Source organism: Vreelandella sp. 2A-K22, from assembly GCF_054065485.1.
The window spans coordinates 1-17864 of the sequence record NZ_JBSUGC010000028.1 but is presented as its reverse complement, the minus strand read 5'-3'; the positions used below and the strand labels follow the sequence as shown (position 1 = coordinate 17864).

The following is a 17864-nucleotide window of genomic DNA, read 5'->3' as shown; positions in this document are numbered from 1 at the left end:
GCATTGGGCCCTCGGCGCTGACGGAGGCCATGGGCATGCTCAACCACCATTTCGCAGCAGCCGCCTGATCGGCGCAGAGCGACAGCCTACCTCTGACTGCCGCCAATCTTTGCAACAGAGCCCTCAATAACGTGATCGAGGCCGATCACGGAAAGCTCAAGATACTGATCAAGCCGGTGCGCGGTTTCAAATCGATCCCCACGGCCTATGCCACGATCAAGGGATTCGAAGTCATGCGAGCCCTGCGCAAAGGACAGGCTCGCCCCTGGTGCCTGCAGCCCGGCATCAGGGGCGAGGTGCGCCTTGTGGAGAGAGCTTTTGGCATTGGGCCCTCGGCGCTGACGGAGGCCATGGGCATGCTCAACCACCATTTCGCAGCAGCCGCCTGATCGGCGCAGAGCGACAGCCTACCTCTGACTGCCGCCAATCTTTGCAACAGAGCCTCCGTCGCCATGCTCACCTCGCTTTGGTGCACACGAGTATTGAGCATAGTCGAGATTGGTGCAGATCACTTCTGATATTGAACTGTCAGGAGCTGGCTGCACAACAGCCATTACGCCCAATCAACTGGTGCAGTCGTCTTCTGAAAATGACACATGGCATCTGACATCAAGTTAGGGTATGCCTCAATCTGACGGCTGCGAACCGCCAGGGACAGGCGCAATGTCAGATTCTGTCGCGGCCTTGGCGCGTGCCTGGAAGCGTTCATAGCAATCCAGCCCGCAGAAATGTTCGACGTATTCCGCGCCTTCCGGGGTGAAGGCGGCATCGAGCGGAATTTCTTTGCAGCATACGCAGCAGGTGGTGCAACTGGCAGTGTTCGGGGCGTTTGCGTTCATGGTGGTACTCCTCCAGATTGGTAGCGAAGCTCAAAGCTGCCCACTCTCGGCTGGCTGGGAAGCGGTCATGATCTTCCCTTGAAGGCCCGCAGCAGCCGCGTCACAGACAGGACAAACAAGCCGGTCAGCGTGAGGGCTGCAATACCCCAGTGCTCCCCGATGAACGCGCCGGCCGTCGTGCCGGCTAGCACAATGGCGAGAATCGGCAAATGGCAGGGACAGGTGAGCACGGCCAGCGCGCCCCACAAGTAGCCGGTGATCGGTTTGTGCGTCTCAGACGGCAAGTGCTCTGGGCTGTTCATGGCAGACTCTCCGCGTGCTGTGCCGGTTCGGTTGGCATGGCGGCCAGTTGCATTTCGAGGCTGGCCAGGGCCTCGCGCCGACGCTCGACGAGTTGCCGCAACACGGCAAGCTGCGCAGACGCACCGTCACCGTCCGCAGCATCCAGCGCCCGGCACAGCCGCGCCAGTGCGTCCAGGCCGATACCCGCTTCGAAGGCAGCCCGTACAAAGCGCAGCCGTTGCAACGCGGTGTCATCGAACAAGCCGTAGCCGCCCGTGGTGTACGCGACCGGCCGTAGCAATCCGCGCAGCAGGTAGTCGCGCACGATATGCACGCTCACCCCGGCATCAAGGGCCAGCCGGGACACTGTGTAGGCGCTCATTGAACACCTCCTTTTCCTCATCCGGCGCAGCACGAAAGCTGCTTCACGTCCTTGCTGAAGGTCTGCGCCGCGAGCTTCAGCCCTTCGACCATGGTCAGGTAGGGGAACAATTGGTCGGCCAGTTCCTGCACGGTCATACGGTTGCGAATGGCGAGCACCGCCGTCTGGATCAGTTCACCCGCTTCCGGGGCCACCGCTTGCACGCCGATGAGCCGTCCGCTACCTTCCTCGATGACCAGCTTGATGAAGCCGCGTGTGTCGAAGTTGGCAAGCGCACGCGGCACGTTATCCAGTGTTAGCAGGCGACTGTCGGTCTCGATCCCGTCGTGATGTGCTTCCGCCTCGCTGTAGCCCACGGTGGCGACCTGCGGGTCGGTGAACACCACGGCCGGCATTGCGGTCAGGTCCAGGGCCGCATCGCCGCCAGTCATGTTGATCGCCGCACGAGTGCCGGCCGCTGCCGCCACATAGACGAACTGCGGCTGGTCGGTGCAGTCGCCGGCCGCGTAGATGTTCGGGCTACTGGTGCGCATGCCCTTGTCGATGACGATGGCCCCCTGCGCATTGACGGCTACCCCCGCCGCTTCCAATGCCAGGCTGCGCGTGTTCGGTGTCCGGCCGGTGGCGACCAGCAGCTTGTCGGCGCGCAATTCACCGTGCGTGGTGGTCAGCACGAATTCACCGTCCATATGGGCGACCTGGCTGGCTTGCGTGTGCTCCAGCACCTCGATGCCCTCGGCACGGAAAGCGGCTGTCACCGCCTCGCCGATGGCCGGGTCTTCACGGAAGAACAAGGTATTGCGCGCCAGGGCCGTGACCTTGCTGCCCAGCCGGGCAAAGGCTTGCGCCAGCTCCAGCGCCACCACCGACGAGCCGATTACGGCAAGGCGTTCGGGAATGGTGTCGCTCGCCAGGGCCTCGGTGGAAGTCCAGTAGGGTGACTCTTTCAAGCCCGGAATCGGCGGGACCGCCGGGCTGGCACCCGTGGCGACCAGGCAGCGGTCGAACATCACGACGCGCTCGCCACCCTCGTTCAAACTAACGATAAGGCTCTGGTCGTCCTTGAAACGCGCTTCACCGTGCAGAACGGTGATGGCTGAATTGCCGTCCAGGATGCCTTCGTACTTGGCATGACGGAGTTCTTCGACACGGGCCTGCTGCTGGGCCAGCAGCCGCTCGCGCAAGATCGTCGGCGGTGTGGGTGGCATGCCGCCGTCGAATGGGCTTTCCCGGCGCAGATGGGCGATGTGGGCGGCGCGGATCATGATCTTGGACGGCACACAACCGACGTTGACGCAGGTGCCGCCGATGGTGCCGCGCTCAATCAGCGTGACCTGCGCGCCTTGCTCGACGGCCTTCAGTGCTGCCGCCATCGCGGCTCCACCGCTACCAATGACGACGACCTGCAACGGGCGTTCGTTGCCACTGGGCTTATCAGCGGCCCCTATCCAGCCGCGCATCTTGTCGAGCAGGCCGGCGCGGTTGTCCGTCGGTGGCGCATCGGCAAGCGTTGCCTCGTAGCCCAGTCCGGCCACGGCGGTAGTCAGCGCATCCGATGACGTGCCCGCCTCAATGGCGAGTTGCGCTGTGCCCTTCGGATAGGACACCAGCGCCGATTGCACGCCGGGCACTTTCTCCAAGGCTTCCTTGACGTGAGCCGCGCACGAGTCGCAGGTCATCCCGGTGATTTTCAGGGTGGTCATGTATTTTTCCTTTTCTGTGGTGGCTACGGCTGTTGCCGTCAGCCACGTTGTTCTGGCAATTCACAGCTGTCCGGCCCGCAGCGGCGATGTGCTGGCGAGATGAAATCCCAGACCGACACCCCAACCATCAAGGCCAGGCCGACATAGAGCAGTCCACCGCTCTGCCAGCCGTAAGCCCGCATTAAAAACACCGCTGCCAGCACCAAGATCGGGCCTATCGTGCCGAGCGCCGTGCGTCGCCACTGTCGATGATTGAGCCAAGCGATAGCATTGGCGAGTAACGCGATGCCGGCGAACATCGGCAGCAGGATGCCAATGAATAGCCCCTCGTACTGGCTCAAGAAGCCCAGTCCGATGGCCGCGCCAAAGCTGGCGATGGCAGGAAAACAGGCGGCGCAGCCCATCGCGGAAACGACGCTGCCGAGCGCGCCGGTTTTGCCAGCGATGCGCGTGATGAGTCCCATGTGTCGCTCCCGAGTTCGGTTAACGGATCAGCGTTTGAGGCTGGACGGATAGCCCGCGTCCTCGGTCGCCTTGGTCAACTTCTGGACGTTGGTCTTGGCATCGTCGAAGGTGACGACGGCCTGGCGCTTGTCGAAACTTACGTCGGTCTTGCTCACGCCCTCAACCTTGGAAAGCGCGTGCTTGACAGTGATCGGGCAAGAGGCGCAGGTCATGCCAGGCACGGACAGCGTGACGGTCTGGGTGGCGGCCCACACGGGGGCAACAACGGCAGCGAGGGCGAGGGCGGCAAACAGTTTTTTCATGATGAACTCCTGTGATTAATAGAAAAATGGCATGACGTAGGGAAATCCGAGCGAGACCAGGACCAGCGCGGCCACGATCCAGAAAATGAGCTTGTAAGTAGCTCGCACTTGGGGAATCGCGCAGACCTCACCCGGTTTGCAGGCTTGCGCCGGGCGGTAGATGCGCCGCCAGGCGAAAAACAGCGCGACCAGCGCTGCGCCGATGAAGATCGGGCGATAGGGTTCCAGCACCGTCAGGTTGCCGATCCATGCCCCGCTGAACCCCAAGGCGATCAAAACCAGCGGCCCCAGGCAGCAGGCCGACGCAAGAATGGCGGCCAGCCCACCGGCGAAGAGCGCGCCGCGCCCGTTTTGTGGTTCAGACTTTTGTGGTTCAGACATACGCTTGTCCTTTCAAATTTGGTTTGGATAGCTTAAGCTTACTTCCGTAGTTATGTACGGAGTCAAGCGATATGCAAATTAATTTTGAGAATCTGACCATTGGCGTTTTTGCCAAGGCGGCCGGGGTCAATGTGGAGACCATCCGGTTCTACCAGCGCAAGGGCCTGCTGCCGGAGCCAGACAAGCCCTATGGCAGCATTCGCCGCTATGGCGAGGCGGATGTAACACGAGTGCGGTTCGTGAAATCGGCCCAGCGGCTGGGCTTTAGCCTGGACGAAATCGCCGAGCTACTGCGGCTGGAGGATGGCACCCATTGCGAGGAAGCCAGCGGCCTGGCCGAGCACAAGCTCAAGGATGTGCGCGAGAAGATGGCCGACTTGGCACGCATGGAGGCCGTGCTGTCTGAACTGGTGTGCGCCTGCCATGCGCGGAAAGGGAACGTTTCCTGCCCGCTGATTGCGTCACTGCAAGACGGAACGAAGCTCGCTGCATCGGCGCGGGGGAGTCACGGGGTGACTACGCCTTAGCGTGCTTTATTTTCCGAATTCTGAGACGACCCCTATATAATCATGAAAAAATGGTGAGTAGAGTTTCAGGGTAACAGGGGATGCTTATGTCGGTTTTCCACAACTGGCTACTTGAGATCGCATGTGAGAATTACTTCGTCTACATCAAACGCCTTTCCGCCAACGATACCGGCGCAACAGGTGGTCACCAGGTAGGGCTTTATATCCCTTCAGGTATCGTTGAAAAACTCTTTCCGTCTATCAACCATACCCGTGAACTGAACCCTTCGGTTTTTCTCACCGCACATGTGTCATCGCATGATTGCCCTGACAGCGAAGCCCGGGCAATTTATTATAACAGCCGTCATTTTGGTAAAACCCGGAATGAAAAAAGGATTACCCGCTGGGGTAGAGGCAGCCCACTTCAGAATCCTGAAAATACAGGGGCTCTGACGCTCCTGGCTTTCAAGCTTGATGAGCAAGGGGGGGACTGTAAGGAAGTAAATATTTGGGTATGCGCCAGCACTGATGAAGAGGACGTCATTGAGACCGCTATTGGTGAAGTTATACCCGGAGCGCTTATATCCGGCCCCGCAGGACAGATTCTAGGCGGACTATCTCTACAGCAAGCGCCAGTAAATCATAAATATATTCTACCTGAAGACTGGCACCTGCGCTTTCCGTCGGGAAGTGAAATTATTCAGTATGCAGCCAGCCATTATGTGAAAAATTCCCTTGATCCGGATGAGCAACTTCTTGACCGCCGGCGCGTGGAGTACGACATATTTCTATTGGTTGAGGAACTGCATGTTCTGGATATCATCCGGAAAGGATTTGGCTCTGTGGATGAATTTATTGCGCTGGCCAATTCTGTCAGCAATCGCCGTAAATCCAGAGCCGGGAAGTCGCTGGAACTGCACCTGGAGCATCTATTCATTGAGCACGGCCTGCGACACTTTGCGACGCAGGCCATCACAGAAGGTAATAAAAAACCCGATTTCCTTTTCCCTTCCGCAGGGGCTTACCACGATACTGAGTTTCCCGTAGAAAATCTGCGCATGCTGGCAGTCAAGACTACCTGTAAGGATCGCTGGCGTCAGATACTGAATGAGGCCGATAAAATTCATCAGGTGCATCTGTTTACACTCCAAGAGGGAGTTTCTCTGGCTCAATATCGGGAGATGCGGGAGTCGGGTGTCAGATTGGTCGTGCCATCATCGCTGCACAAAAAATACCCGGAGGCGGTGAGAGCTGAGCTAATGACGCTAGGTGCGTTTATTGCTGAGCTGACAGGGCTTTACGCAGATATTCCATAGATTATCTCCCGGCATAAATACCGGGAGGAGCGATCAGATTCGTTCAACCTTGCACGAATCGGCATTAACCGCTTTCAGGATATAAGGTTCAAGCAGTTTGGCTACGGCTTCAAACACGGGCACCACTACGGAGTTACCGAACTGCCTGTACGACTGAGTGTCTGACACAGGAATGCGAAAAGGCCTGCCATCTACTTTTTCAAAACCCATAAGGCGCGCGCACTCTCGTGGAGTCAGCCTGCGGGGCCGATGCGCCTGATTTTCTTCGTTCGCGAAGTCTGTTTCACCTGTGGCCATATCCCAGCCACGGTCTATCAGAATTTCAGACCCGTCTTTGTGATAGCGAGCAGAAAGCGTACGGGCAATGCTTTCTTTATTTTCAGGATTAACGAGGCCAAAACCGAATCCGTTACCCTTAGCTGCGTGCTTTTTGGCGTAGTTATAGAGATACTCCCAGAGTTTCGGCGTCAGTATATATTTGCTGTCAACCACGGGTTCCAGCAGTTCGCCAAATGACGGACGCTGTTCCGGATAAAAACGACTAATATCGCGCAGGGTAAAGCCCTGGTGAATGTTCAGATCACGACGGAAACCGACCAAAACGATACGTTCTCGGTGCTGAGGTAAAAAGTGCTTTCCGTCGATAACTTTAGGATCGTTTTTGCCCATCTCAGCTGCATCCGCAACTTCATAGCCCAGTTCGTCGAGGGTATCCATGATGACTTTAAAGGTTTTACCCTTGTCATGGCTCTTCAGGTTTTTAACGTTTTCAAGAACAAAGATGGCAGGTTTTTTTGCGCGTATAATACGCGCCACATCGAAGAAAAGCGTTCCCTGAGCCTCACATTCGAAACCATGCGCGCGCCCGAGCGAGTTTTTCTTGCTTACGCCCGCAAGGCTGAACGGTTGACAGGGGAAACCTGCTAGAAGTACATCATGATCCGGCACATGCTCATTAATGTAAGCATAGGCATCGTTTTCAGGTACTTCAGGTTTATCACTGAGCGTGACTTCCCGAATATCGAGATTGAAAGTGTGTTCCTGAGCATCGTTAAACCAGTTAGCTTTATATGTGCGCACAGCCTCTTTATTCCATTCACTGGTAAAAACGCACTGGCCACCGATGGTTTCGAAGCCCTTCCGTATACCTCCAATCCCAGCAAACAGGTCAATAAACCGGAAGGCATAGTCAGGGTGATGTGCAGGCGCTTCCGGAAGCATTTTTCGTAGAAGTTCCTCTTCGGCTAACGTCAGCGTCTTAGGTGAGCACTTACCATTAATCCAGCGATTAAGAGTCTCGCGACTCCACTCATTTTTACCAACTTTTCTAAGCAGTTCAGCCACGTACTTCTGGTCATAGATTTCCAGCACCTGCCCGAGCAGCTTTTTATCATTTTCCTGTCGCAGTTGTTCTTCCGCTTCTGCTTTCTCAAGCAGATCCTGCGCCAGTAATTCAAATTCAGACATATTGCCTCCATTGGGTCTTATGGGTGAAACTGTATCACTCATTTGACCCAGATTGAATGTTTTTATCTGGATATTTAAACAGGTTTATTGTTAGGTAACGCACGTTGGCCACGCTGGAGCGTCTTCTGGGCCTGCTGTCGGCCTTTGAGGTCGTGGTATGGATGACGGATGGCTGGCCGCTGTATGAATCCCGCCTGAAGGGAAAGCTGCACGTTATCAGCAAGCGTTACACTCAGCGCATTGAGCGACATAACCTGAATCTGAGACAACATCTGGCAAGGCTGGGACGGAAGTCACTGTCGTTCTCAAAATCGGTGGAGCTGCATGACAAGGTCATCGGGCATTATCTGAACATAAAACACTATCAGTAAGTTGGAGTCATTACCGGTTCTCTTTGTCTTTTAGTGATTCTATAAACCTCATTACGTCTGAATATAAAAATCTATTATTTGATTTATGTGGCTCATGAGGTTGTGGGATGGTCTTGTTTTTGAATGTGCCAGTTTTCTTAATGGCAAAGATTAATTCACCTTCTGTTATTCCTAACATTTCAGCAAATGTTTTTGCTTCTATAGTTACTGACTTCATTTAATTAACTCTCATGGTATCGATTTTCTTTACCGGCATCTTTAACAATGGTGCTCGTTTCTAGTGTTGCTGCGGTACGCTTCATCATCGTCTGCGGGGCGGTTGCGATAGTGAAGGAGCTGCCGGGCGTGAGCAAATCTATCAGGCGCTGGCCGCTGATAATCTCCATCCGTTCACTGGCAATACTGACAGATTTTGAACCTGCGCCGGTTTTCCCGGTATGGCAAAACAGACCGCGACAGTTATGACGTTTAAGCAACTTCTCGAACTCCTGTACGTGCTGTAAAGCAATATGGCCGCGATAGCGTTTAGCCTGAATAAGATAGCGATATTTTCCTATTATTACCTGGCCGTCAATGCCTCCATCGCCGGTATAGCGTTTGTTTCTGATGGTTCTGAAGCCATGCGCTTCAAATCCTTCCAGCAACAGTTCTTCAAACACAAAAGGATCAATTTTCCTCAGGTAGTTAATTTTTTGTGGGAAGCCCGGCAACGTCTTTATGCGCTCCAGCACCCGCCGCGCACTTTGCTGCTTCCTTTTGTGTCGTCGGTTGCGTACTGAACGCCGGAAGAATACAACGGCAAACAGTGCGATGGCGCTGCAAGCCCATAGAATAAGGTTTTCTGTAGTGGGGAAGGGGAACATGGTGATAGTGTGCTTTCTGTGGGTAAAGAAAAGGGCGGTTAAACCGCCCTGGTGTTTAGCGACGGCTGTAAACCTGCCACGAAGCGCTGCCTGACTGATTCTGGCAAATCCGCCCGTAAAGTACGGTGCCGGTCGAGTAGCGGGCGCCATTCAGATAGCAATAGCCGCTGGATTGCAGCAGTTCGTTGCGCAGCTTTTCTTCCTGCTTTGATAGCCGGGACTCCGCAGACTGCAAACGAACGGATAATTCGTTAATCTGGCGTTGCTGGTTATTCATCTGGCTCTGCATCGCATTACCTTTATCCTGGCTGACGCAACCAGTTAAGAGAGCTGTACAGGCTAATGCACTTAATATAATTTTTTTCACGTTGGCTCCTTAAATTGAGATTATTCCTAGCCCGCCTATAAGCGAACTTTCCCGTATTTACTTATGATCTGGCTTATCATCGACTGGTTACTTCCACCTTCGCCATTATCCGGGCATTCATTAAGAAAAGCCTTCCTGGCATCCCTCGTGTGGTTGGGTAAAAAGCCGTGCTTGTTCTTTTTAACGATATTGAAGAAAGCAGCTTCAGCACTGTTACACTCGCTTCCGCCGCTATCGCCGGTGAGCTTGCCCGCCATGCACATAATAACTTTGCAGGGATCTTCAGCATGGCTGGCAGGAAGATAAAGCAGACTACCAGCTGCTATCAGAGGGATTAAGAGTTTCTTCATTGTTTTGTCCTTAACAGTTTGTTCAGATATACACCCGCCAGAATGTTGATAACGGTAAGTAATATTAATAATAACGCAGAGTTATAAATAGATTTGTAACCTATATCGCCTGCGATATATTCGACAATAAAAACGAAAATCGTTAACATTGCGAACAACTTGATTAACTTTCCTGTAATTTTCTTAACGATATAAGCAACTGAATAAGAGCCGGATTTGATGATGCTGGCGAGTAACCTGATAGCATGGACACGGAATTTTCTTAAAATGGGCGGAATGGAAAATGCCTTTTTCTTCCTTCTGCCTTTTTGCTTTTCCGCAAAATCAATAACATCGCCCATTTTTATACTCTCCGGTTATATCTTTAGATCATCAAGTGATAAACCACTATCAAGCAGCTCTTTGAGCCATGTTGGTCGGCGGCCAGTCCCGGACCAGGTATTTTCTGCGTTCCTGGGGTCGCGGTATTTTACTTGTCTATGTTCTCTGGGGTTGGCAACGCCCTGCATTTTCATGGCTTCCAGGCTAATGCCAGCGTCCAATTTTGCAGTTAGCCAGGCCGGGCGCTTCCCTATACCAGTCCACGTATTAAAAGGGTTATCCGGGTCACGATACATGGGTTCACCTTTGGGGCGTTTTTCTGATTTCAGGGGAACCAGCATTACCTTCCTTCCTTCAGAGGTTTTCTTTTCGTTTCTTCTTGACACGATCTCATTAGCCCTTATCATAAACATAAGTCGTCGAAATTACAATTACGCGGTGAAACGTAAATGAGTAAACATCCAAAACTTCTGGTTCTCGCTCTGGCCTGCCTTGCTTGTGCTGGCCGTGCCAGTGCTGCGCCTGCCTCAGATGAAGTTGCCAGGCTTGCGCAGAGATGTGCGCCTGATGTTTCACCCTTAACAATGGCGTACATCGTCGGCCATGAGTCCTCAAATGGGCCGTACAGGATCAATATTAACGGTGGTAGTACCCAGTTAAAACAGCAACCACGTACTGAAGCTGAGGCCGTCAGCGTTTCGAAAGTTCTGCTGAAGGATAATAAAAGTTTTGATATGGGCCTTGCACAAATTAACTCAAATAATTTAGTGGGCCTGGGTCTTTCGGTTGACGATATTTTCAAGCCCTGCATCAACCTGCGGGCGAGCCAGACCATCCTTAAAGCCTGTTATGATAGCGCCCTGAAATCCTATCCAGCCGGGCAGGTTGCGCTGAGACACGCGCTTTCCTGCTACAACACCGGCTCACTCATAAACGGGATTTCTAACGGGTATGTCACGAAAGTTATCAACGTGGCGCGTCAATCAACTGATTTGAAAATCCCTACGCTGCTACCTGATGGCCAGACCAGTGAGGACAGCACCGCGACTGAGCCTCAGCAGGCAAAAAGTACGGCCACGCAGTATGACGGTGAACAAGATGTTTTTGGTTCGGGTGATGGCGATGCCTTCAGCCGAAATAATACGGATGCCTTTTTAACCAAACAGGAAACAGCGAAGGGGGAGTGAGGTTATGGATGGAACGTTTGTACCTTGTATTGCAATCACAGATCCTGGAGCTATTTGAAACAGGAAAAGTGAAGGAGGTAACGATAAAACGGGTTTCATTAAAGACGTGGTATCCCGTTTTTCAGATAGACGATGAACAGTTGGGCCAGATCGCATGTTCCATTCGGGTTAACAAAGAGCATGAACTACGAACCTGGGCTGATTTAAGGCTACTGGCAGAGTTTTTGAAAGATAAGTGTGGCGTTGAAGAATGCCGGTTAAATCTGCAATCAACAGAAGATAGTGAGTAAGGAGAAAGTATGACCACGTTGTTTAAGAAGTATGGCCCTGCGGTAGTTATGGGCGTTTTGTCCATTGCCCTGCCGCAAATTGCGCTGGCCGCTGGCACCGATACTGGTGAATCAACCGCTACATCAATCCAGACGTGGTTGAGCACATGGATTCCAATTGGTTGTGCTATTGCGATCATGGTTAGTTGCTTTATGTGGATGCTTCACGTAATCCCAGCCAGCTTTATTCCTCGTATCGTAATCTCGCTGATTGGTATTGGTTCTGCATCATTTCTGGTTTCCCTGACGGGCGTAGGAAGCTGAACAACGCGAAAAGGGGGGACTTTTGTCCCCCAAAGTGAGGACTACAAAGATGTTCGTTGACGGGAAAAGACCGCTTTTCAAAGGTGCGACTCGCTTACCTCGCGCGCTGGGTGTACCACGTAATGTAGCTATGATGATATTCATGATTTCTGCCTCGCTTTTTATGATTATTCATATGTGGGCGATCCTGGTGTTCGTCTTTTTGTGGATTCCTTCAGCTGCATTAACAAAATATGACGACCGCATGTTTCGAATTATGGGCCTGTGGTTGAAAACCAAATTCAGTAATTGGTTTGATTCTCCGTTTAAGCAGTGGGGAGGATCGTCTTATTCCTCTGTTGACTACAAACGTAAGGGTTTAAAATAATGAGAGCTGCCACCGCTACGAAGCCAAAAAAAATTGATGCCTACCGTAAGGAGCCATCAGTAAATAAAAAGTATTTGCCCTATTCTTATCACCTCAATGATTACGTGATTTCGATGGAAAACGGCGATCTGATGGCTTTTTTCAAGCTGGATGGCCGCACACATGACTGCGCATCAGATCGGGAACTGGTCACCTGGCATAAAGACCTTAATACGCTGGTCAAGAGCTTCGGAACAGACCATGTAGAGCTGTGGACGCATGAATATCACCATGAGGCTAAAGAGTACCCGGATGGTGAGTATGACCATTTTTTCCCTGCTTATGTTGATCAATATAACCGTAAGCTGCACGGTGATTCCAAGCAGCTGATTAATGACCTTTATCTGACCGTTATTTACAAACAGGTAGGGGATAAAACACAGAAGTTTCTGGCGAAATTTGAAAAGCCGACTCGTGACGAAATTCAGCGAATGCAGAATGAGGCGCTTGAAGGTCTGGAAGATATTTCTGAACAAATCCTGGAAGCAATGAAGCCGTATGGCATTCAGCAGTTGGGTATCTATTATCGTGACAAACGCGGTGTTGAAATTCCTGCGCCTGATAAAAAAGAACGTGAAGAACTTGCTGAAGTCGATGAATCAGACATTTTTGACGAAGCCATTGTTATCGAACGCAACGAGCCTGAACCTTCGCAGGCTCACGCTTATTCAAAAGCGCTGGAGTTCCTTTATTTCCTCGCAAATATGGAATGGGCCATCGTGCCTGTTTGCCGTGATCGTATCCGTGAGTACATCATGGACAACCGCCCTGTTAGCTCACTGTGGGGGGATGTTGTCCAGATCAGAACGGTAGATCACAACTTCTATACCACCGGCATTGAATTTCGTGAATACGAAGAAGATACAGAGCCAGGCCAGCTTAACATGCTTAAAGAAGCCGATTTTGAATACCTTCTGACGCAGAGTTTTTCTTGCCTCTCTGAATCTTCAGCTAAAACGTTTCTGACGCATCAGGAAAAATCTTTGCAGGAAACGCGCGACCGTGCGCAAAGCCAGCTGGCACAGCTTGGTACCGCGCTCGATATGCTGACGTCCAGAGAGTTCGTGATGGGCTACCATCATGGAACCGTGCATGTCTGGGATAATGACCAAAACGCGGTACAGCGCAAAGCGCGTCGTGTGAAGGTTATGCTAACCGGCTGTGGCGTGGTTGGCGGGACTCTCAGCCTGGCCTCTGAGGCTGCATATTATGCGAGACTGCCTGGCAACCAGAAATGGGCGCCGCGCCCGGTTCCGATAAACTCATGGAACTTCCTGCACTTCAGCCCGTTCCACAATTTTATGCGTGGCAAGCCTGACAATAACCCGTGGGGGCCAGCGCTGACCATGTTCCGCACGATCAGCGGTACGCCACTCTATTTTAATTTCCATGTGACCCCGCTTGAAGAACTTTCCTACGGTAAACGCCCGCTGGGCCATGCGTTAATAACGGGTATGTCGGGGGAAGGTAAAACCACGCTGCTTAACTTCCTGCTGGCGCAGTCAATGAAGTACAACCCGCGGCTTTTTGTTTATGACCGTGACCGCGGTATGGAGCCGTTCATTCGAAGCGTTGGTGGCTACTATAAAGTTCTGCAACAGGGTATGCCGTCCGGGTTTGCCCCGCTTCAGATTGAACCGACCAAACGCAATATTGCCCTCATTAAAAACCTGTTCCGCATTTGTGTGGAAACCACCAATAACGGGCCTATCAGCGCAACGATGGCTACCGAACTGGCTGAAGGCGTTGATGCGGTTATGGGGGAAGGCTCACTTATTCCACGCGAGGCGCGCACCGTTACTATCCTGGACGGGTACGTGAATGAAGTTGTGGAAAATGGCGTATCACTGAAAGGGCTGCTGCGCGAATGGACGCGCGAAGGCCAGTATGGCTGGCTGTTTGACAATGATAAAGACAGCCTGGATCTCAGCGCGAATGATATTTTTGGCTTCGATTTATCCGAGTTTATCGCAGCCAAAGAGGAAGTATCCAGCCCGGCCCGTACTCCGCTCATGATGTACCTTCTGTACCGGGTACGTGACTCCATCGACGGCAAACGCCGCGTCATTCAGTGCTTTGACGAGTTCCACGCCTACCTTGACGATCCGGTTATCGAGCGTGAAGTTAAGCGTGGTATCAAAACTGACCGTAAGAAAGACGCTATCTATGTGTTTGCCACGCAGGAGCCGAACGATGCGCTGTCCAGCCGTATTGGCCGCACGATCATGTCGCAGACCGTCACAAAAATCTGCCTGCGCGATCCGGAAGCTATCCGAGAGGATTATGCCTTCCTTACTGATGCTGAATACGACGCGCTGATGTCGATTACCGAACACTCCAGACAGTTCCTGGTTAAACAAGGGCAACAGTCTGCGATTGCTTCTTTCAATCTCTACCCTCGCAACAGCGACGATATTGATGCAGATATTAAGACAATGGACAACGTTCTTAGCGTGTTGTCCGGTGAACCACAAAATGCCGAAATTGCGCATGAGCTGGTTGAACGGCTCGGTAATGACCCTGAAGTATGGCTCAAAGAATACTGGCGCCTGACGGCTTAACAACGAGGCAAAACACCATGAAAAAAACACTGACGGCAGTATTGCTGACCACCGGCCTGATTCTGGGAGGCGCGCAAAGCGCTTCCGCAGGCATCATCGTGACCAACCCTACTGAACTGGCTAAACAGGTCGAGCAGCTTCAGCAAATGGCGCAGCAGCTGGAGCAGCTTAAAAGCCAGCTGCAAACGCAGAAAAATATGTATGAGTCGATGGCAAAGACAACCAACCTGGGCGATCTGCTGGGGACGTCTACCAGCACGCTGGCAAATAATTTGCCGGACAACTGGAAGGAGATTTACAGCGACGCCATGAACTCCAGTTCTTCCGTCACGCCTTCAGTTAACAGCATGATGGGCCAGTTTAATGCGGAAGTTGACGACATGACGCCCAGCGAAGCAATTACCTACATGAACAAAAAGCTGGCTGAAAAAGGCGCTTATGACCGCGTTATGGCAGAAAAAGCCTACAACAACCAGATGCAGGAACTAACCGATATGCAGGAGCTGACGGAGCAGATTAAAACGACTCCAGACCTGAAATCGATTGCTGACTTACAGGCCCGTATCCAGACGTCACAGGGTGCTATTCAGGGTGAGCAGGCGAAGCTGAATCTGATGAACATGTTGCAGCAGTCACAGGACAAGCTATTACGTGCGCAGAAAGAACGTGCCACCCACAATTTTGTTTTTGGAACCGGCGGGGACGTTACCGCGTCACCTTCAATTAACTGAGGTAATTATGAAAAAACTACTGCTTGTTATCCCTTTCCTCCTGGTGGCCTGCGATGCCTCGCATGACGTGGAGTGGTACAAAAAACATGAGAAAGAGCGCAAGGCAACAATTCAGGAATGCAAGAAAGACGCGGATGAACTTCAGAAACCTGATTGCAAAAACGCGCGCGAAGCCGATCGTCAGCTGTTTGTGTTCGGCAAAAAAGACGGCGAAATCAATTCACCGAAAATTTAGGAGTAAGGAGGCAATATGGCATTCACCCTAGTCGCAGACATTTTCGCAAAAGTAGACGGGGCGATTACGTCAATGGTGAGCGCCAATGTTGCCACCATTATCTCTGATGTAACGCCTCTGATTGCCACCTGTCTGACAATCAAGCTGATGGTTCAGGGGATGTACTCAGCGTTTAATCCGGGGGCGGGCGACAGCCTGAGTTCGCTGATTAAAGAGTATCTTTCCATAGCCCTTATCCTGAGCTTTGCAACGGCGGGCGGCTGGTATCAACAGGAACTGGTCAACGTGGCGCTTCACCTGCCGGATGATTTTGCTGGGATACTGTCTGCCCCTAATAAAGTCGGTGCAAGTGGCGTACCGGCGATTATTGATAGCGGTATTGAAAAAGGTATCAAGATCGTCAACACCGCATGGGAAGCCGCAGACGTGTTTTCATCGAGCGGCCTGGCCGCGTATGCCATTGGCGGCATTATGATGATTGCTACCGTTGTGCTGGGCGGCCTCGGTGCGGGCTTTGTGATCATGGCTAAAATCCTTCTGGCCGTTACGCTTTGTTTTGGCCCGATTGCAATCTTCTGCCTGCTGTGGGGAGCGACAAAAAACATCTTTGCTCGCTGGCTGGCGTCGGTCATTAACTATGGCCTTGTCGTCGTCATTCTTGCGCTCGTGTTTGGTTTCATCATGCAGATGTTCGACAACCTCCTGTCCTCGATGAACTCTGATGCCGCTTACTCATCAATCACTGGTTCTATCTCCGCCTTATTACTGACGGTCATTTCCGTTTTCGTTCTGTTCCAGATTCCGCAAATTGCCGCCAGCTGGGGTAGCGGTATCAGCGCCGGAGTTGCTGACGCCGCACGCTCTACGGGTTCTTCCATGCAGGCGCTTGGCAATATGGGCAGCCACGGCATGTTTGGCGGTAATGCGTTCAGAGGCGGTAACAGTGGCGGCGGCCAGCAATCGGCAGGTGGAGGAAGTGGCAGCAACAGCGGAGGAAGCAGTGGTTCTAATTTAAGTGGTAAGGCAAGGGGCAGTCGAGGGAAGAAGGCTGCATAAAATTAAAACAAAAGTCGTTGAAATTGCAATTTCGACGACTTATTATAATTAGTACGTTCAACAACCGATAATGGATGCCGTAATGCGCAGCTTATTGCTTATGGGAGTTCTTCTGATTAGCGCCTGTTCCAGCGGGCATAAACCGCCACCGGAGCCGGACTGGAGCAACACCGTTCCAGTAAACAAAACAATCCCGGTTGATACGCAAGGTGGTGCAAATGAAAGCTAATAAAAAAACAGGGCTTACACGTGAAGCCATTAAAGAGTTCAACGAAAGCCGTAAAGGGCTTGAAGTTGATCTGATGGATGAAGTGCTGAAGTCCCGGCGTACCGCCTGGATGGTTGCCACCGGTTCAGCGGTGGTAACTGTTTTTGCACTCTCTTTAGTTGGTTACGTGGTGCATAAGTACAGCCAGCCAATCCCCGCACATCTGCTAACGCTCAACGAGGCCACTCACGAAGTACAGCAGGTCAAGCTGACCCGCGACCAGACCTCTTATGGTGACGAAATTGATAAGTTCTGGCTGACACAATATGTCATTCACCGTGAGAGCTATGACTTCTATTCAGTTCAGGTCGACTATACGGCCGTTGGCTTAATGTCCACGCCGAACGTGGCAGAGTCTTACCAGAGCAAGTTCAAGGGCCGCAACGGTCTTGATAAGGTTCTGGGCGACAGTGAAACGACCCGCGTGAAGATTAACTCTGTGATCCTCGATAAACCGCACGGCGTAGCAACGATACGCTTTACTACGGTTCGCCGCGTGCGCAGCAATCCCGTTGATGATCAGCCGCAGCGCTGGATTGCCATTATGGGGTATGAATATAAATCGCTGGCGATGAATGCTGAGCAGCGTTATGTCAACCCGCTGGGTTTCCGCGTGACGAGTTATCGCGTCAACCCGGAAGTTAACTGAGGGCTGCCCCATGAAAAAACTACTTCTTTCAGCAGTCGTTTTGTCAGTCCTGGGAGGCGCGGCCACTAACGTTATGGCGCTTGAGGTTGGCCGCAATTCTCCTTATGACTATCGCATTAAAAGCGTTGTTTATAACCCTGTTAATGTGGTCAAAATTGACGCTATCGCCGGTGTGGCTACCCACATTGTTGTCGCGCCTGACGAAACCTATATCACTCATGCTTTTGGCGATTCTGAAAGCTGGACGTTTGCGCACAGATCGG

27 protein-coding genes and 2 pseudogenes are annotated in these 17864 nt (G+C 52.3%); 15 read left to right on the top strand and 14 right to left on the bottom strand.

Features of this window, described 5'->3' with window-relative positions; translation table 11 throughout:
* Positions 1-122: 122 nt before the first annotated feature.
* Positions 123-389: pseudogene (locus ACW17M_RS23715) on the top strand (DDE-type integrase/transposase/recombinase); the annotation flags it as partial.
* A gap of 237 nt (positions 390-626) precedes the next feature.
* On the opposite strand, the gene ACW17M_RS23710 reads toward ACW17M_RS23715, so the two are convergent.
* The 7 genes from ACW17M_RS23710 to merT form a co-directional block, all read right to left on the bottom strand.
* Complete coding sequence (locus ACW17M_RS23710; RefSeq protein ID WP_000993245.1) at positions 627-839, bottom strand: DUF3330 domain-containing protein; 213 nt, start codon at positions 837-839, stop codon at positions 627-629.
* 65 nt (positions 840-904) lie between these two features.
* Positions 905-1141, bottom strand: coding sequence for a broad-spectrum mercury transporter MerE (merE, locus tag ACW17M_RS23705; RefSeq protein ID WP_001087807.1), 237 nt, complete (start codon positions 1139-1141; stop codon positions 905-907).
* Entirely contained in the window at positions 1138-1503 is a 366-nt protein-coding gene (merD, locus tag ACW17M_RS23700; protein ID WP_001277466.1) for a mercury resistance co-regulator MerD, read from the bottom strand. Before merD ends, merE begins: the two co-directional genes overlap by 4 nt.
* 17 nt (positions 1504-1520) lie before the next feature.
* On the bottom strand, positions 1521-3206 hold the full coding sequence (gene merA, locus ACW17M_RS23695; RefSeq protein WP_000209296.1) for a mercury(II) reductase: 1686 nt from the start codon (positions 3204-3206) through the stop codon (positions 1521-1523).
* Positions 3207-3244: 38 nt separating this feature from the next.
* Positions 3245-3670 carry an organomercurial transporter MerC gene (gene merC / locus ACW17M_RS23690; RefSeq protein WP_000522996.1) on the bottom strand — a complete coding sequence of 142 codons (426 nt, stop codon included), beginning with the start codon at positions 3668-3670 and terminating at the stop codon, positions 3245-3247.
* A gap of 27 nt (positions 3671-3697) precedes the next feature.
* Positions 3698-3973, bottom strand: coding sequence for a mercury resistance system periplasmic binding protein MerP (gene merP / locus ACW17M_RS23685; RefSeq protein ID WP_000732275.1), 276 nt, complete (start codon positions 3971-3973; stop codon positions 3698-3700).
* Positions 3974-3988: 15 nt separating this feature from the next.
* Positions 3989-4354, bottom strand: a complete 366-nt coding sequence (gene merT / locus ACW17M_RS23680) for a mercuric ion transporter MerT (RefSeq protein ID WP_001294656.1) — start codon at positions 4352-4354, stop codon at positions 3989-3991.
* 71 nt (positions 4355-4425) lie between these two features.
* On the opposite strand from merT, the gene merR reads away from it, so the two are divergent.
* Both merR and ACW17M_RS23670 read left to right on the top strand, forming a co-directional pair.
* On the top strand, positions 4426-4881 hold the full coding sequence (merR, locus tag ACW17M_RS23675) for an Hg(II)-responsive transcriptional regulator (protein ID WP_001166628.1): 456 nt from the start codon (positions 4426-4428) through the stop codon (positions 4879-4881).
* 86 nt (positions 4882-4967) lie between these two features.
* Positions 4968-6176: a type II site-specific deoxyribonuclease gene (locus tag ACW17M_RS23670; RefSeq protein ID WP_000110241.1), complete on the top strand. Its 1209-nt coding sequence runs from the start codon at positions 4968-4970 to the stop codon at positions 6174-6176.
* A 33-nt stretch (positions 6177-6209) separates the two neighbouring features.
* On the opposite strand, the gene ACW17M_RS23665 is transcribed toward ACW17M_RS23670, so the two are convergent.
* Positions 6210-7643, bottom strand: coding sequence for a DNA cytosine methyltransferase (locus tag ACW17M_RS23665; protein ID WP_001288432.1), 1434 nt, complete (start codon positions 7641-7643; stop codon positions 6210-6212).
* 98 nt (positions 7644-7741) lie between these two features.
* Here ACW17M_RS23665 and ACW17M_RS23660 point away from each other — a divergent pair.
* Positions 7742-8014 (top strand): annotated as a pseudogene (locus ACW17M_RS23660) (IS1 family transposase); the annotation flags it as partial.
* 10 nt (positions 8015-8024) lie between these two features.
* Here the strand turns inward: ACW17M_RS23660 and ACW17M_RS23655 are convergent.
* The 6 genes from ACW17M_RS23655 to ACW17M_RS23630 are packed head-to-tail and all read right to left on the bottom strand — an operon-like array spanning position 8025 to position 10256.
* Complete coding sequence (locus tag ACW17M_RS23655; RefSeq protein WP_001749967.1) at positions 8025-8231, bottom strand: hypothetical protein; 207 nt, start codon at positions 8229-8231, stop codon at positions 8025-8027.
* Between the two features lie 4 nt (positions 8232-8235).
* Complete coding sequence (locus ACW17M_RS23650) at positions 8236-8877, bottom strand: restriction endonuclease (protein ID WP_012561158.1); 642 nt, start codon at positions 8875-8877, stop codon at positions 8236-8238.
* Between the two features lie 55 nt (positions 8878-8932).
* Entirely contained in the window at positions 8933-9244 is a 312-nt protein-coding gene (locus ACW17M_RS23645; RefSeq protein WP_013279382.1) for a hypothetical protein, read from the bottom strand.
* Positions 9245-9279: 35 nt separating this feature from the next.
* Positions 9280-9594, bottom strand: coding sequence for a TrbM/KikA/MpfK family conjugal transfer protein (locus ACW17M_RS23640; protein WP_016338363.1), 315 nt, complete (start codon positions 9592-9594; stop codon positions 9280-9282).
* Positions 9591-9935 carry a hypothetical protein gene (locus ACW17M_RS23635; protein WP_012561155.1) on the bottom strand — a complete coding sequence of 115 codons (345 nt, stop codon included), beginning with the start codon at positions 9933-9935 and terminating at the stop codon, positions 9591-9593. The genes ACW17M_RS23640 and ACW17M_RS23635 overlap by 4 nt, the downstream gene beginning before the upstream one ends.
* 15 nt (positions 9936-9950) lie before the next feature.
* A complete protein-coding gene (locus ACW17M_RS23630) occupies positions 9951-10256 on the bottom strand; it encodes an H-NS family nucleoid-associated regulatory protein (RefSeq protein WP_012561154.1) in 306 nt (101 codons plus the stop codon).
* 108 nt (positions 10257-10364) lie between these two features.
* Here ACW17M_RS23630 and ACW17M_RS23625 point away from each other — a divergent pair, with 108 nt between their 5' ends.
* The 11 genes from ACW17M_RS23625 to ACW17M_RS23575 all read left to right on the top strand — a co-directional run.
* Entirely contained in the window at positions 10365-11102 is a 738-nt protein-coding gene (locus tag ACW17M_RS23625; protein WP_013279384.1) for a lytic transglycosylase domain-containing protein, read from the top strand.
* Positions 11103-11110: 8 nt separating this feature from the next.
* Positions 11111-11392, top strand: coding sequence for a transcriptional repressor KorA (gene korA, locus ACW17M_RS23620; RefSeq protein WP_016338364.1), 282 nt, complete (start codon positions 11111-11113; stop codon positions 11390-11392).
* 9 nt (positions 11393-11401) lie between these two features.
* Complete coding sequence (locus ACW17M_RS23615) at positions 11402-11695, top strand: hypothetical protein (protein ID WP_001749962.1); 294 nt, start codon at positions 11402-11404, stop codon at positions 11693-11695.
* A gap of 49 nt (positions 11696-11744) precedes the next feature.
* Positions 11745-12062 carry a VirB3 family type IV secretion system protein gene (locus ACW17M_RS23610; RefSeq protein WP_000496058.1) on the top strand — a complete coding sequence of 106 codons (318 nt, stop codon included), beginning with the start codon at positions 11745-11747 and terminating at the stop codon, positions 12060-12062.
* Entirely contained in the window at positions 12062-14662 is a 2601-nt protein-coding gene (locus ACW17M_RS23605; protein ID WP_012561149.1) for a VirB4 family type IV secretion/conjugal transfer ATPase, read from the top strand. Before ACW17M_RS23610 ends, ACW17M_RS23605 begins: the two co-directional genes overlap by 1 nt.
* A 17-nt stretch (positions 14663-14679) precedes the next feature.
* Positions 14680-15393 carry a type IV secretion system protein gene (locus ACW17M_RS23600; RefSeq protein WP_001749960.1) on the top strand — a complete coding sequence of 238 codons (714 nt, stop codon included), beginning with the start codon at positions 14680-14682 and terminating at the stop codon, positions 15391-15393.
* 7 nt (positions 15394-15400) lie between these two features.
* Positions 15401-15628, top strand: a complete 228-nt coding sequence (eexN, locus tag ACW17M_RS23595; RefSeq protein ID WP_001749959.1) for an IncN-type entry exclusion lipoprotein EexN — start codon at positions 15401-15403, stop codon at positions 15626-15628.
* Positions 15629-15643: 15 nt separating this feature from the next.
* Positions 15644-16684 carry a type IV secretion system protein gene (locus ACW17M_RS23590; protein WP_001749958.1) on the top strand — a complete coding sequence of 347 codons (1041 nt, stop codon included), beginning with the start codon at positions 15644-15646 and terminating at the stop codon, positions 16682-16684.
* 70 nt (positions 16685-16754) lie between these two features.
* Positions 16755-16913 carry a hypothetical protein gene (locus ACW17M_RS23585; RefSeq protein WP_012561180.1) on the top strand — a complete coding sequence of 53 codons (159 nt, stop codon included), beginning with the start codon at positions 16755-16757 and terminating at the stop codon, positions 16911-16913.
* Positions 16903-17601 (top strand): virB8 family protein, encoded by a 699-nt coding sequence (locus tag ACW17M_RS23580; protein ID WP_000646594.1) that lies wholly within the window; start codon positions 16903-16905, stop codon positions 17599-17601. Before ACW17M_RS23585 ends, ACW17M_RS23580 begins: the two co-directional genes overlap by 11 nt.
* A 10-nt stretch (positions 17602-17611) precedes the next feature.
* Positions 17612-17864, top strand: a 253-nt coding sequence (locus ACW17M_RS23575) for a TrbG/VirB9 family P-type conjugative transfer protein (protein ID WP_457548191.1), incomplete at its 3' end; no start/stop codon positions are given.

What these genes read in the sequence shown, in the direction of transcription:
- ACW17M_RS23710 (WP_000993245.1), bottom strand. Translation starts at nt 839, where the DNA reads ATGAACGCAAACGCCCCGAACACTGCCAGTTGCACCACCTGCTGCGTA.
- merE (WP_001087807.1), bottom strand. Translation starts at nt 1,141, where the DNA reads ATGAACAGCCCAGAGCACTTGCCGTCTGAGACGCACAAACCGATCACC.
- merD (WP_001277466.1), bottom strand. Translation starts at nt 1,503, where the DNA reads ATGAGCGCCTACACAGTGTCCCGGCTGGCCCTTGATGCCGGGGTGAGC.
- merA (WP_000209296.1), bottom strand. Translation starts at nt 3,206, where the DNA reads ATGACCACCCTGAAAATCACCGGGATGACCTGCGACTCGTGCGCGGCT.
- merC (WP_000522996.1), bottom strand. Translation starts at nt 3,670, where the DNA reads ATGGGACTCATCACGCGCATCGCTGGCAAAACCGGCGCGCTCGGCAGC.
- merP (WP_000732275.1), bottom strand. Translation starts at nt 3,973, where the DNA reads ATGAAAAAACTGTTTGCCGCCCTCGCCCTCGCTGCCGTTGTTGCCCCC.
- merT (WP_001294656.1), bottom strand. Translation starts at nt 4,354, where the DNA reads ATGTCTGAACCACAAAAGTCTGAACCACAAAACGGGCGCGGCGCGCTC.
- merR (WP_001166628.1), top strand. Translation starts at nt 4,426, where the DNA reads ATGCAAATTAATTTTGAGAATCTGACCATTGGCGTTTTTGCCAAGGCG.
- ACW17M_RS23670 (WP_000110241.1), top strand. Translation starts at nt 4,968, where the DNA reads ATGTCGGTTTTCCACAACTGGCTACTTGAGATCGCATGTGAGAATTAC.
- ACW17M_RS23665 (WP_001288432.1), bottom strand. Translation starts at nt 7,643, where the DNA reads ATGTCTGAATTTGAATTACTGGCGCAGGATCTGCTTGAGAAAGCAGAA.
- ACW17M_RS23655 (WP_001749967.1), bottom strand. Translation starts at nt 8,231, where the DNA reads ATGAAGTCAGTAACTATAGAAGCAAAAACATTTGCTGAAATGTTAGGA.
- ACW17M_RS23650 (WP_012561158.1), bottom strand. Translation starts at nt 8,877, where the DNA reads ATGTTCCCCTTCCCCACTACAGAAAACCTTATTCTATGGGCTTGCAGC.
- ACW17M_RS23640 (WP_016338363.1), bottom strand. Translation starts at nt 9,594, where the DNA reads ATGAAGAAACTCTTAATCCCTCTGATAGCAGCTGGTAGTCTGCTTTAT.
- ACW17M_RS23635 (WP_012561155.1), bottom strand. Translation starts at nt 9,935, where the DNA reads ATGGGCGATGTTATTGATTTTGCGGAAAAGCAAAAAGGCAGAAGGAAG.
- ACW17M_RS23630 (WP_012561154.1), bottom strand. Translation starts at nt 10,256, where the DNA reads ATGCTGGTTCCCCTGAAATCAGAAAAACGCCCCAAAGGTGAACCCATG.
- ACW17M_RS23625 (WP_013279384.1), top strand. Translation starts at nt 10,365, where the DNA reads ATGAGTAAACATCCAAAACTTCTGGTTCTCGCTCTGGCCTGCCTTGCT.
- korA (WP_016338364.1), top strand. Translation starts at nt 11,111, where the DNA reads ATGGAACGTTTGTACCTTGTATTGCAATCACAGATCCTGGAGCTATTT.
- ACW17M_RS23615 (WP_001749962.1), top strand. Translation starts at nt 11,402, where the DNA reads ATGACCACGTTGTTTAAGAAGTATGGCCCTGCGGTAGTTATGGGCGTT.
- ACW17M_RS23610 (WP_000496058.1), top strand. Translation starts at nt 11,745, where the DNA reads ATGTTCGTTGACGGGAAAAGACCGCTTTTCAAAGGTGCGACTCGCTTA.
- ACW17M_RS23605 (WP_012561149.1), top strand. Translation starts at nt 12,062, where the DNA reads ATGAGAGCTGCCACCGCTACGAAGCCAAAAAAAATTGATGCCTACCGT.
- ACW17M_RS23600 (WP_001749960.1), top strand. Translation starts at nt 14,680, where the DNA reads ATGAAAAAAACACTGACGGCAGTATTGCTGACCACCGGCCTGATTCTG.
- eexN (WP_001749959.1), top strand. Translation starts at nt 15,401, where the DNA reads ATGAAAAAACTACTGCTTGTTATCCCTTTCCTCCTGGTGGCCTGCGAT.
- ACW17M_RS23590 (WP_001749958.1), top strand. Translation starts at nt 15,644, where the DNA reads ATGGCATTCACCCTAGTCGCAGACATTTTCGCAAAAGTAGACGGGGCG.
- ACW17M_RS23585 (WP_012561180.1), top strand. Translation starts at nt 16,755, where the DNA reads ATGGATGCCGTAATGCGCAGCTTATTGCTTATGGGAGTTCTTCTGATT.
- ACW17M_RS23580 (WP_000646594.1), top strand. Translation starts at nt 16,903, where the DNA reads ATGAAAGCTAATAAAAAAACAGGGCTTACACGTGAAGCCATTAAAGAG.